Here is an 11,707-nt window from a genome sequence, read left to right as displayed (position 1 = left end):
TGCGGCGTCATGCCCTTGATACCCAGATCGACCGCGGCGACCGTGAACCTCTTCTCCCCGATCGCCGGGACGACATACGCCTCCTTGGTGGCGACCTCCGCGGAGAGGTTCGCGCCCTTCATCTCGGGCGCCTGGCGCACCTCGGCGAGCATGGTGCCCTCGTCGGGCAGCGCGTTGCCGGAGAAGATGCCGACGCGCATGGCGCCGCGCTCGCGCAGATGGCGGGTGAGGGCCCGGGTGTCGACACCGGAGATACCGACCACGCCCTGCTCGCGCAGCTCCTCGTCCAGCGAGCGCACCGAGCGCCAGTTGGACGGGACACGGGCGGGATCGCGGACGCCGGTGGAGAACACCGCTTCGCCGAAGGTCTCCCCCACGGCCCCGTAGGCACGGCCGCGGAAGGTGCGGCCGTCCTCCAGGACGAGTACGGCGGGGATCTTGGCGGTCCCCCTGGTGGAGGTCGTCATCGTGCGCCTTCCGTTTCGGTGTGCTGGGTGGTGCTGGTGGTGGTGAGTGCGGTCAGGGCCTCGACCCAGGCGGGGTGTTCGTCCGCCCGGTCGGAGCGGAACCCGGAGTCGATCTCCTTGTCCCCGTGCGCCCAGGTGACGATCAGCAGACCGCCCTCGGTGAGAACCTTGCCCGCGATGCCCTTGTCGAGGCGGGCGCCGCGCAGGGCGGCGGCCGGGACGAAGAAGTCCTGTGCGCCCGGCCGTACGACGTTCAGGCCCCGATCGGTGAGGGTCAGTTCGGTGCGGCTGCGGGTGCCCAGACCGCGGGCGACGATCCGGTCGAGCCACTGGCCGGCGGTGGTGGAGCCGTGGTAGCGGCCGGTGAGCGTCAGCTTCGGCTCACCGAGGTCGTCGGGCGCGGCGGGCAGCTCGGGCAGATCGCCCTGCAGCTTTCCGCGCCACTTCCAGCCCTCGCGCATCAGCCAGTACAGGAAAATCACGAAGACCAGCAGGCCGACGACCCAGGCGATCCGGCCGGCCCAGTCGGTGACCGGCGCGGACTTCTGCGCCTCGGCCAGGTGGATCAGTGGAGGAGTCACGCGAGCTTCCCGTCGACGAGCGTTGCGCGGCCCCGCAGGAAGGTGTGGGTGATACGTCCCGGCAGCTCACGGCCCTCGTAGGGAGTGTTGCGGCTGCGCGAGGCGAAGCCCGCGGGGTCCACCTCTCCACGGTAAGCGGAATCGACCAGGGTGAGGTTGGCGGGCTCACCAACCGAGATGGGGCGGCCGTGGCCCTTGGCCTGCCCGATCTGCGCGGGCTTGAAGGACATCCGGTCCGCGACGTCCGCCCAGGTCAGCAGGCCGGTCTCGACCATCGTCTGCTGGACGACCGAGAGCGCGGTCTCCAGGCCGACCATGCCCATGGCGGCCGCGGCCCACTCGCAGTCCTTGTCCTCGTGCGGGTGCGGGGCGTGGTCGGTGGCGACGATGTCGATGGTGCCGTCGGCGAGGGCCTCGCGCAGCGCCAGGACGTCGCGCTCAGTGCGCAGCGGCGGGTTGACCTTGTAGACGGGGTTGTAGGTGCGCACCATCTCGTCGGTGAGGAGCAGGTGGTGCGGGGTGACCTCGGCCGTCACATCGATGCCGCGGGACTTGGCCCAGCGCACGATCCCGACGGACCCGGCGGTCGACAGGTGGCAGATGTGCACCCGCGAGCCGACGTGCTCGGCGAGCAGGACATCCCGGGCAATGATCGATTCCTCGGCCACCGCGGGCCAGCCGCCCAGTCCCAGCTCGGCGGAGACCACGCCCTCGTTCATCTGGGCGCCCTCGGTCAGCCGCGGCTCCTGGGCGTGCTGGGCGACGACACCGCCGAAGGCCTTCACGTACTCCAGGGCGCGGCGCATGATCACGGCGTCGTCGACGCACTTGCCGTCGTCGGAGAAGACGGTGACGCCGGCGGCGGACTCGTGCATGGCACCGAGCTCGGCGAGCTTCTTGCCCTCCAGGCCGACGGTGACGGCGCCGATGGGCTGCACGTCGCAGTAGCCGTGCTCCTGGCCGAGCCGGTAGACCTGCTCGACGACGCCGGCGGTGTCGGCGACGGGGAAGGTGTTGGCCATGGCGAACACGGCGGTGTAGCCGCCGCTGGCCGCGGCCCGGGTGCCGGTCAGGACGGTCTCGGAGTCCTCGCGGCCGGGCTCGCGCAGATGGGTGTGCAGGTCGACGAGGCCCGGGAGGAGGATCTTGCCGTCGGCCTCGATGACCTGGGCGCCCTCGGCGCTGGAGACGGTGAGATCGCTGCCGACGGCGGTGATGGTCTCGTCCGTGATCAGGACGTCCTGCGCCTCGCCGCCGAGCACCTTCGCACCACGGATCAGAATCTTGCTCATGGTTCCTACTTCTCCTCGGTACGGGCGTTCTCGGTACGGGGGTTGGTGACGGCGGGCTCGTTGCCGCCCAGCAGCAGGTACAGGACCGCCATCCGGATGGACACCCCGTTGGCCACCTGCTCGACGGCCGTGCAGCGGTCGGAGTCGGCGACCTCGGCGGTGATCTCCATGCCGCGGACCATCGGGCCGGGGTGCATCACGAGGGCGTGCTCGGGCATCCGCGCCATCCGCTCGCCGTCCAGGCCGTAGCGGCGCGAGTACTCGCGCTCGGTCGGGAAGAAGGCGGCGTTCATCCGCTCGCGCTGCACCCTCAGCATCATCACGGCGTCGGACTTCGACAGCACGCCGTCCAGGTCGTACGACACCTCGCACGGCCAGGTCTCGACGCCGACCGGCACCAGGGTGGGCGGCGCGACGAGGGTGACCTCGGCGCCGAGGGTGTGCAGGAGGTCGACGTTGGAGCGTGCGACGCGGCTGTGCAGGACGTCGCCGACGAGGGTGATGCGCTTCCCGCTCAGGTCCTGCCCGATCCCGGCGTCGGGGCCGATGAGGCGGCGGCGCATGGTGAAGGCGTCGAGCAGTGCCTGGGTGGGGTGCTGGTGGGTGCCGTCGCCGGCGTTGATGACGGGAGCGTCGATCCAGCCGGAGTTGGCGAGCCGGTAGGGGGCACCGGAGGCGCTGTGCCGGATGACGACGGCGTCGACGCCCATCGCCTCCAGGGTCTGGGCGGTGTCCTTGAGGGACTCGCCCTTGGAGACGCTGGATCCCTTGGCGGCGAAGTTGATGACGTCCGCGGACAGCCGCTTCTCGGCCGCCTCGAAGGAGATACGGGTGCGGGTCGAGTCCTCGAAGAAGAGGTTGCAGACGGTGCGCCCGCGCAGGGCGGGCAGCTTCTTGATCGGCCGGTCGGCGACCCGGGCCATCTCCTCGGCGGTGTCGAGGATCAGGACGGCGTCGTCGCGCGTGAGGTCGGCGGCCGAGATGAGGTGGCGCTTCATCCGGTTTTCTCCGTGAGGAAGGGAGGTTGTACGGGAATGTCCGTCGAGCGGGCAGGCGTGCGGGCCCGGTGGCACCGGGTCCCCGCGCGGCGCCTAGCGCTCGTCGGCCGGGGCGGTCCGCTTGAGACCGAGCAGCACGGCGTCCCGGCCGTCCTCCTCGGTGAGCTGGACCTTGACCGTCTCCCGCAGCGACGTGGGGAGGTTCTTGCCGACGTAATCGGCGCGGATCGGCAGTTCGCGGTGGCCGCGGTCGACCAGGACCGCGAGCTGTACGGCGCGGGGGCGGCCGATGTCGCCCATCGCGTCCAGCGCGGCGCGGATGGTGCGGCCGGAGAAGAGCACGTCGTCGACGAGCAGGACGACCCGGCCCTCGATGCCGTCGGCGGGGATCTCCGTACGGCCCAGCGTCCGGGCCGGGCCCAGGCGCAGGTCATCGCGGTACATGGTGATGTCGAGCGAGCCGACCGGGATCGAGCGGCCGGTGATCTCCTCGAGCTTGGCGGCCAGCCGCCGGGCGAGAAAGACACCGCGGGTCGGGATTCCCAGCAGCACCACGTCGTCCGCGCCCTTGGCGCGCTCGACGATCTCGTGGGCGATGCGGGTGAGCATCCGCGCGATGTCCGGGCCTTCGAGCACCGGGCGCGCGGGAAGCTGATCGCGTACGTCTGCTGCGCGTACGCCGGAGCTGCTCGCGTCGGAACTGGTTGCGTCCATACGAAACGGACCCCCTTCTCCGCCTCACGGGACGGACTTTAAAGGACGTCGGAATTACGTGCCTCAGGCTATCAGGGCGCCTCCAATGGCCCGCGGGCACCCCTGCCCTGCGCTGGACTGCCCCATTCGGCTTGACGAAGCCAGATTACGCTGCGTAACCTCACAGTGAGTTACCAGCCCGCGGCGGTGCCGCATATCGATAACGCTGTCTGGGGAGCTTTATGTCCAGCGAATACGCCAAACAGCTCGGGGCCAAGCTCCGCGCCATCCGCACCCAGCAGGGCCTCTCGCTCCACGGTGTCGAGGAGAAGTCCCAGGGCCGCTGGAAGGCCGTGGTGGTGGGGTCGTACGAGCGCGGCGACCGTGCCGTGACCGTGCAGCGCCTCGCCGAGCTCGCGGACTTCTACGGTGTGCCGGTGCAGGAGCTCCTGCCGGGCACGACACCCGGCGGCGCGGCCGAGCCGCCGCCGAAGCTGGTGCTGGACCTGGAGCGCCTCGCCCATGTCCCGCAGGAGAAGGCCGGCCCGCTGCAGCGCTACGCCGCCACGATCCAGAGCCAGCGCGGTGACTACAACGGCAAGGTCCTCTCGATCCGCCAGGACGACCTGCGCACCCTCGCGGTGATCTACGACCAGTCGCCGTCGGTCCTCACCGAGCAGCTGATCAGCTGGGGTGTGCTGGACGCCGACGCGCGCCGCGCGGTGGCCCACGAAGAGCTCTGACGCAGCCACCACCTGCAGAAACGTACCGCCGCTCCGGGATTCCCCGGGGCGGCGGTCGTCGTATGTCCGGGACCCCGCGCCCGGGGTGCCATGTCCGGCCGAAGCGGGTTATATGCCCGAGCCGCGCTGCGCGTGGGGCCATCGGGACGGCCGCACGGGCACCAGGCGGCGCTCTGCGGGCATACGAAGGGCCCGGAGCAATCTGCATCGCTCCGGGCCCGTTCGCGTGCTCAGCGGTCCGTCTGGCGCGTCCGGCTAGCGGGCATCGCGCCGCAGTCCCGGCTTCAGCTCCTTGAAGCGGCCGAGGAGGCCATTGACGAAGGCCGGGGAGTCGTCCGTGGAGAACTCCTTGGCGAGCTGTACCGCTTCGTCGATCGCCACCGCGTCCGGCGTGTCGTCCACCCAGATCAGCTCGTAGGCGCCGAGCCGGAGGATGTTCCGGTCGGCGGCCGGCATCCGGTCCAGCTCCCACTCGACGGAGTAGGTGGAGATCAGCTCGTCGATGCGGTCGGTGTGCTCCGCATACCCCTCGACCAGCGTCAGGGTGTACTCGTTCAGCGGCGGCTGCCGGGGGTCGGTCCGGGCGTGCCGCATCCAGTCCGCGAGCACGGACTGCACGTCGGCGCCGCGCTGGTCGGCCTCGAAGAGGATCTGGAAGGCGCGCTTACGGGCCTTGCTACGGGCTGACACGGTTAGCTGGTCACCCGGCCGAGGTAGTCGCTCGTGCGGGTGTCGACCTTGATCTTCTCGCCGGTGGTGATGAAGAGCGGGACGTTGATCTGGTGGCCGGTCTCCAGGATGGCGGGCTTGGTGCCACCGGTGGAGCGGTCGCCCTGGACGCCCGGCTCGGTCTCCTGGATCACGAGCTCGACGGCGGCCGGCAGCTCGACGAAGAGGACCTCGCCCTCGTGCTGCGCCACGGTGGCGGTGAAGCCCTCGATCAGGAAGTTCGCGGCGTTGCCGACGGCCTTCTTGTCGACGTGCAGCTGGTCGTAGGTCTCCATGTCCATGAAGACGAAGTACTCGCCGTCCATGTACGAGAACTGCATGTCGCGCTTGTCGACGGTGGCCGTCTCGACCTTGACGCCGGCGTTGAAGGTCTTGTCGACGACCTTCCCGGACAGCACGTTCTTGAGCTTGGTGCGGACAAAGGCGGGGCCCTTGCCGGGCTTGACGTGCTGGAACTCGACGACGGACCAGAGCTGGCCGCCTTCGAGCTTGAGCACCATGCCGTTCTTGAGGTCGTTCGTGGATGCCACGGTTGCGGAATCTCCTGGACTGCAGGTGGTGGGACCACGAAGCCGGGCACCGAGCCGCTGCGGCTCAGAGTGCGAGCAGCTCCTTGGTCGTGATCGTGAGTAGCTCGGGCCCGCCGTCCGCCTCGGGACGGACGACGAGTGTGTCGTCGATCCGGACACCCCCGCGGCCGGGGAGGTGAACCCCCGGTTCGACGGTGACCGGCACGCAAGCGTCCAGTTTACCCATGGCGGCAGGTGACAGCTGAGGGTCCTCGTCGATTTCGAGTCCCACGCCGTGCCCGGTCCACGGTCCGAGCCGCTCGCCGTGGCCGGCGGCGACCAGGACATGGCGGGTCACCCGGTCCACCTCACGGCACTCCACCCCCGGCGTCAGCGCCTCCCGGCCCGCCCGCTGAGCGGCGAAAACGAGATCGTAGAGCTCGATCTGCCAGTCGGCGGGCGTGGTGCCGATGACGAAGGTCCGGCCGATCTCGCAGCGGTAGCCGCGGTAGTTGGCACCCAGGATCACGGTCAGGAAGTCGCCCTCCTCGACCCGCCGGTCGGTGGGCAGATGCCCGCTGCAGCCGGAGTTCTGGCCGGTCGCGACGGAGGTGGGGAAGGCCGGGCCGTCCGCGCCGTGGTCGACGAGGCGGCGCTCCAGTTCGAGGGCGAGGTGCCGTTCGGTGCGGCCCACGAGGATCGACTCCAGCAGCTCCCCCAGCGCCTGGTCGGTGATCTCCGCGGCGATCCGCAGACAGGCGATCTCGTCGTCGTCCTTGACCAGCCGCAGCGCCTCGACCGCGCACCCCAGGTCCACGAGCCGCATCCGCGGCGCGACCTGGCCGAGCGCCCGGTGGCGGGCGACGGTGAGGTGGTGCTCCTCGACGGCCAGCGTGTCGGCGCCGGACTTCGCGGCGAGATCGGCACCCGCCACGACAGGGTCGCCGCCGCGGGTGGGCAGGACGGAGATCCGTACGTCCTCGGCGGGCCGCCCCTCTGACGGGTCACCGCTCAGCGGCATACCGCACACCAGGACGTCATCGGCCGGGCCCAGCAGCAGGGCGGCGCCGGGCGGGGCGCAGCCCGTGAGGTAGCGGACGTTGGCGGGGCGCGAGATCAGCGCGGCCGTGCTTCCGGTTGCGGCGCAGCGGTCGCGCAGCCGCGTGCGTCGGACCGCGTGTACCGCCGACAATTCCGACATATCCCGAGGGTACGGCCGGTCCGCGCGGGCGGCCGGTCGGGGACGGCCGCCCGGGGGACCGGGCGGGCGCTACCAGCTGGGCGGGCTGGCGATGGAGCGGGCGACGACGTCGTCCAGCACCCGTACGGTCGTGGCGACGTCGTGCTGGGAGTTGTCGATGATCGGCAGCCCGGAGCCGTACCAGCCGGCCATCCGGCCGTGGATCCGCGCCACCTCTTCGTCGGACAGCCGGCGGTTGCCGCTGCGCCGGGCGTTGCGCTCCAGGACGATCTCCAGGCCCGGCAGCAGCACGATCGGCAGCAGTCCGGGGCCCACATGCCGCTTCCAGCCGCCGAGGCCGACGACCGGGCGGTCCGGGAAGACGGCGTCGTCGAGGATGCAGGAGATGCCGTTGGCCAGGAAATTGCGGGCCGCAAAACCGCAGGTGCGACGCGCGAGGCGGTACTGCGCCTCGGAGTTGTCGTTCCAGCCCTTCTGCGGGTCGGCGAAGCCGGAGCGCACCCATTCGCGGACATCGTCGAGGCTGATGTGCGCGGTGGGCACCCGCCGGGTGTCGGCCCAGTGGCGGGCGACGCTGGTCTTGCCGGCGCCGGCCGGGCCGATCAGCAGCACCGCGACGGTGGCCTGCGCGGCGGCCTCCTGGGCGGGACCGGCGGGCGGGTCGGGCAGCGCCACCGGGGCGCCCGGGGGCAGCCGGAGGTGGCCGGTGATGTCCGTGCTGTGCGGGGTGGGCGCCTCCTGGTACGGCGCGGGGCCGCTCCAGCCGGGCTGCGGGGCGGGCGGCGGAGGCGGGGCGGCGGGGGGAGGCGGCGCCGCGGGGGCGGGCGGCGGGCCCGGCGGTATGGGCTGCCCCTGGTTGGGGGTCCAGTTCAGGTTGGCCCCCAGGCCCGGTCCCGGCCGGCGGGGCGGTGGCAGCGGAGCCCCCACTGCGTACTGCATCCGGTGGCTCTCCGTCTCGTGCGGTCGACGTGTGCGGTCGCAGCGCCGGGCCGTACGGCCCGGCGCATCATGCGGTAACCCAGCGGCCCCGGCGGGCCGTTGTGCCCCACAGCCGTCGGCGTGGGTGGTGCTGCTGCGAACGGTACCCTCCCGGCTGCCGCCGGGAGGAGGCGATCCCGTGCGTCAGCCGGTGAGTTCGTCGGCCAGCGCGCGCAGCGCGAGACGGTACGAGCCGATGCCGAAGCCGGCGACCGTACCGCTGGCCACGGCCGCGATGACCGAATTGTGGCGGAATTCCTCGCGGGCGTACGGGTTGGAGATGTGCACCTCGATGAGCGGGGCGGTGCGCTGGGCGGCCGCGTCCCGCATTCCGTACGAATAGTGCGTGAAGGCACCGGGGTTGATAACGACCGGGAGGGAGCCGTCCGCGGCCTCGTGCAGCCAGCGGATCATCTCCCCCTCGTCGTTGGTCTCCCGGACCTCCACCTCGAAGCCCAGCTCCTTGCCGAGCGTGGTGCACTGCTCGACCAGGCCGGTGTAGGAGGTCGCGCCGTAGACATCGGGCTCGCGGGAGCCGAGGCGCCCGAGGTTGGGGCCGTTGAGGACCAGGACGCGCTGGGTCATTTGCGGCTCACTCCGCAATCTCGGCGTGCGCCGCCAGCAGCATGGCCGGGTCCGGGCCCTCCAGAACGGTCGGCTTGGCCAGGCCGTCCAGAACGATGAAGCGCAGCCGGTCGCCCCGGGACTTCTTGTCGACCTTCATCGTCTCCAGCAGCTTGGGCCACTGGTCGCCGCGGTAGGTCAGCGGCAGCCCGACGGACGCCAGGACGGCGCGGTGCCGCTCCGCGGTGGCGTCGTCCAGGCGGCCGGCGATCCGGCCCAGTTCGGCGGCGAAGACCATGCCGACCGAAACGGCCGCGCCGTGCCGCCAGTTGTAGCGTTCGTTCTTCTCGATGGCGTGCGCGAGCGTGTGCCCGTAGTTGAGGATCTCCCGCAGACCGGACTCCTTGAGGTCCGCGGAGACCACCTCGGCCTTGACCCGGATCGCCCGCTCGATCAGCTCGGCGGTGTGCGGCCCGTCCGGGCGCTTGGCGCCCTCCGGGTCCGACTCGATCAGCTCGAGGATCGCCGGGTCGGCGATGAAACCGGCCTTGATCACCTCGGCCAGGCCGGAGACGTAGTCGTGGACGGGGAGGGAGTCGAGGGCGGCGAGGTCGCACAGCACCCCGGCCGGCGGGTGGAAGGCGCCGACGAGGTTCTTGCCCTCGGCGGTGTTGATGCCGGTCTTGCCGCCGACCGCCGCGTCCACCATGCCCAGGACGGTGGTCGGTACGGCGATCCAGCGCACCCCGCGCAGCCACGTCGCGGCCACGAAGCCGGCCAGGTCGGTGGTGGCGCCGCCGCCGACGCCGACGATCACATCGGTGCGGGTGAAGCCGGTCTGGCCCAGGGCCTTCCAGCAGTACGCGGCGACCTCGGCGGTCTTGGACTCCTCGGCGTTCGGCAGCTGGATGGCGATCGCCTCGTAGCCCTGGCCGGCGAGGTCCTCGCGCAGCGCCTCGCCGGTGGCGGCCAGCGCCTCCGGGTGCAGCACCGCGACCCGCTTGGCCGCGTCCCCGATCAGGCCGGGAAGTTCGCCGAGCAGCTGCCGTCCGACGAGCACCTCGTACGGGTCGGTGCCCGCCGTACCGCCCACCTGGATACGGGTGGCCTGCTCCGTCATGCCTGTTCCTCCCTGTCGGCGGGCTGCGCCTGCCGTAGCTCCAAAGCGTCCAGGACCGCCTCGACGACGTCCTCGGGGGTGCGCTCCCCGGTGTCGATCACGGCGCGCGCGACCTCCGTGTACAGCGGACGGCGGCGCTCCATCAGTTCGCGCCACTGCTTGCGCGGATTGACGGCGAGCAGCGGGCGGGGGGCGTCCAGGCCCACCCGCTTGACGGCGTCCGCGAGCTGGACGTCCAGGAAGACGACCGGCAGCCCGGCCAGCAGCTTCCGGGTGCCGTCGTCCATGATCGCGCCGCCGCCGAGCGAGAGCACGCCCGGGTGGCCGTCGAGCGCGGCCCGTACGGCCTGACGCTCCAGCTCCCGGAAGTGCGGCTCGCCGTCGTCGACGAAGATCTCCGCGATCGGCTTGCCTGCCGTGGCGACGATGTCCGCGTCGGTGTCCCGGTAGCGCACGCCGAGCCGCTCGGCCAGCAGTGCGCCCACCGTGGACTTGCCCGCACCGGGCGGGCCGACGAGGACAACGGCCGGCGACGTCATGTCACCGCTCACTTGATCGCCAGGTTGTCGAGGTAGCCGCGGACGTTGCGGCGGGTCTCGGCGACGCTGTCGCCGCCGAACTTCTCCACCACGGCGTCGGCCAGGACCAGCGCGACCATCGCCTCGGCGACAATGCCCGCGGCCGGCACCGCGCAGACGTCCGAGCGCTGGTGGTGCGCCTGGGCCGCCTCGCCGGTGGTCACATCGACGGTCGCCAGCGCCCGCGGCACGGTCGCGATCGGCTTCATCGCGGCGCGGACCCGCAGCAGTTCGCCGGTGGTCAGACCACCCTCGGTGCCGCCGGAGCGGCCGGAGGTCCGCTTGATGCCATCCTCCGTGGCGACGATCTCGTCATGGGCCTTGGAGCCGGGCACCCGCGCCAGGTCGAAGCCGTCGCCGACCTCGACGCCCTTGATGGCCTGGATGCCCATGAGGGCGCCGGCCAGCCGCGCGTCCAGGCGGCGGTCCCAGTGGACGTGCGAGCCGAGGCCCACCGGCACGCCGTACGCCAGCACCTCGACGACGCCGCCCAGGGTGTCGCCGTCCTTGTGCGCCTGGTCGATCTCGGCGACCATCGCCTTGCTCGCGTCGGCGTCCAGGCAGCGCACCGGGTCGGCGTCCAGCTTCTCGACGTCGGAGGGCTTGGGGTAGACGCCGTACGGGGCCTTGGCCGCGGCCAGCTCCACGACATGCGAGACGATCTCGATACCGGCCGTCTCCTTGAGGAAGGAGCGGGCCACCGCGCCCAGGGCGACCCGGGCGGCGGTCTCGCGGGCGGAGGCGCGCTCGAGGATCGGGCGGGCCTCGTCGAAGCCGTACTTCTGCATACCGGCGAGGTCGGCGTGACCGGGGCGGGGGCGGGTCAGCGGGGCGTTACGGGCCAGCGCCGCCAGCTCCTCCGCATCCACCGGGTCGGCCGCCATGACCTGTTCCCACTTGGGCCACTCGGTGTTGCCGACCATCACAGCCACCGGCGAGCCCAGCGACAGGCCGTGCCGCACACCGCCCAGGAACGTGACCTCGTCCCGCTCGAACTTCATCCGGGCACCGCGGCCATAGCCGAGCCGGCGCCTGGCCAGCGCGTCCGCCACCAGATCGGTGGTGATCGGGACTCCGGCCGGAAGGCCTTCCAGCGTCGCCACGAGTGCGGGGCCGTGCGACTCCCCCGCCGTCAGCCAGCGCAACCTGCTCAACGGTGCTCCTCATGTACTGCTCATCCGCGTACGGTCTCCCCCCGATCCTCCCACGTCGGGCGGGTCCGGCGGCGGCCGGTCCAGGAAGCGGACCGGACAT

Annotated in this window: 14 protein-coding genes; 1 reads left to right on the top strand and 13 read right to left on the bottom strand. The window is 71.6% G+C overall.

Annotated features, from left to right (window positions below; all coding sequences use genetic code 11):
* The 5 genes from ADL29_RS08965 to pyrR form a co-directional block, all read right to left on the bottom strand.
* Positions 1–467: carbamoyl-phosphate synthase domain-containing protein (locus ADL29_RS08965; protein WP_281181796.1), on the bottom strand; the 467-nt coding region annotated here is incomplete at its 3' end.
* A complete protein-coding gene (locus ADL29_RS08960) occupies positions 464–1,048 on the bottom strand; it encodes a PH-like domain-containing protein (RefSeq protein ID WP_053923162.1) in 585 nt (194 codons plus the stop codon). The genes ADL29_RS08965 and ADL29_RS08960, both read right to left, overlap by 4 nt.
* Positions 1,045–2,340, bottom strand: a complete 1,296-nt coding sequence (locus ADL29_RS08955; RefSeq protein WP_053923161.1) for a dihydroorotase — start codon at positions 2,338–2,340, stop codon at positions 1,045–1,047. The genes ADL29_RS08960 and ADL29_RS08955 overlap by 4 nt, the downstream gene beginning before the upstream one ends.
* Before the next feature lie 5 nt (positions 2,341–2,345).
* Entirely contained in the window at positions 2,346–3,338 is a 993-nt protein-coding gene (locus ADL29_RS08950) for an aspartate carbamoyltransferase catalytic subunit (protein ID WP_053923160.1), read from the bottom strand.
* A gap of 93 nt (positions 3,339–3,431) precedes the next feature.
* The gene (gene pyrR / locus ADL29_RS08945; RefSeq protein WP_046929029.1) at positions 3,432–4,052 is read right to left on the bottom strand and encodes a bifunctional pyr operon transcriptional regulator/uracil phosphoribosyltransferase PyrR; all 621 of its coding nucleotides are present in this window, start codon (positions 4,050–4,052) and stop codon (positions 3,432–3,434) included.
* 221 nt (positions 4,053–4,273) lie between these two features.
* On the opposite strand from pyrR, the gene bldD reads away from it, so the two are divergent.
* The gene (gene bldD / locus ADL29_RS08940) at positions 4,274–4,774 is read left to right on the top strand and encodes a transcriptional regulator BldD (RefSeq protein ID WP_030067175.1); all 501 of its coding nucleotides are present in this window, start codon (positions 4,274–4,276) and stop codon (positions 4,772–4,774) included.
* Positions 4,775–5,029: 255 nt separating this feature from the next.
* Here bldD and nusB read toward each other — a convergent pair whose 3' ends face one another.
* The 8 genes from nusB to aroC all read right to left on the bottom strand — a co-directional run bounded on the left by nusB (position 5,030) and on the right by aroC (position 11,607).
* Complete coding sequence (nusB, locus tag ADL29_RS08935; protein ID WP_046929027.1) at positions 5,030–5,464, bottom strand: transcription antitermination factor NusB; 435 nt, start codon at positions 5,462–5,464, stop codon at positions 5,030–5,032.
* Between the two features lie 2 nt (positions 5,465–5,466).
* A complete protein-coding gene (gene efp, locus ADL29_RS08930) occupies positions 5,467–6,033 on the bottom strand; it encodes an elongation factor P (RefSeq protein WP_046929026.1) in 567 nt (188 codons plus the stop codon).
* A 64-nt stretch (positions 6,034–6,097) separates the two neighbouring features.
* Positions 6,098–7,213 (bottom strand): aminopeptidase P family protein, encoded by a 1,116-nt coding sequence (locus ADL29_RS08925; protein ID WP_053923159.1) that lies wholly within the window; start codon positions 7,211–7,213, stop codon positions 6,098–6,100.
* 69 nt (positions 7,214–7,282) lie between these two features.
* Entirely contained in the window at positions 7,283–8,152 is an 870-nt protein-coding gene (locus ADL29_RS08920) for a Pro-rich N-terminal domain-containing protein (RefSeq protein ID WP_053923158.1), read from the bottom strand.
* A 183-nt stretch (positions 8,153–8,335) separates the two neighbouring features.
* A complete protein-coding gene (gene aroQ / locus ADL29_RS08915) occupies positions 8,336–8,776 on the bottom strand; it encodes a type II 3-dehydroquinate dehydratase (protein ID WP_053923157.1) in 441 nt (146 codons plus the stop codon).
* Between the two features lie 7 nt (positions 8,777–8,783).
* Positions 8,784–9,875, bottom strand: coding sequence for a 3-dehydroquinate synthase (aroB, locus tag ADL29_RS08910; protein ID WP_053923156.1), 1,092 nt, complete (start codon positions 9,873–9,875; stop codon positions 8,784–8,786).
* Positions 9,872–10,414 (bottom strand): shikimate kinase, encoded by a 543-nt coding sequence (locus ADL29_RS08905; RefSeq protein WP_053923155.1) that lies wholly within the window; start codon positions 10,412–10,414, stop codon positions 9,872–9,874. The genes aroB and ADL29_RS08905 overlap by 4 nt, the downstream gene beginning before the upstream one ends.
* Before the next feature lie 8 nt (positions 10,415–10,422).
* Positions 10,423–11,607 (bottom strand): chorismate synthase, encoded by a 1,185-nt coding sequence (gene aroC, locus ADL29_RS08900; protein ID WP_046929020.1) that lies wholly within the window; start codon positions 11,605–11,607, stop codon positions 10,423–10,425.
* Positions 11,608–11,707 lie beyond the last annotated feature (100 nt).

The sequence above is a fragment of the Streptomyces chattanoogensis genome (assembly GCF_001294335.1).
In the GTDB taxonomy this organism is placed as follows: domain Bacteria; phylum Actinomycetota; class Actinomycetes; order Streptomycetales; family Streptomycetaceae; genus Streptomyces; species Streptomyces chattanoogensis.
Note: the sequence above shows the minus strand (reverse complement) of the source record. Positions and strands in the feature narration are given on the sequence as shown.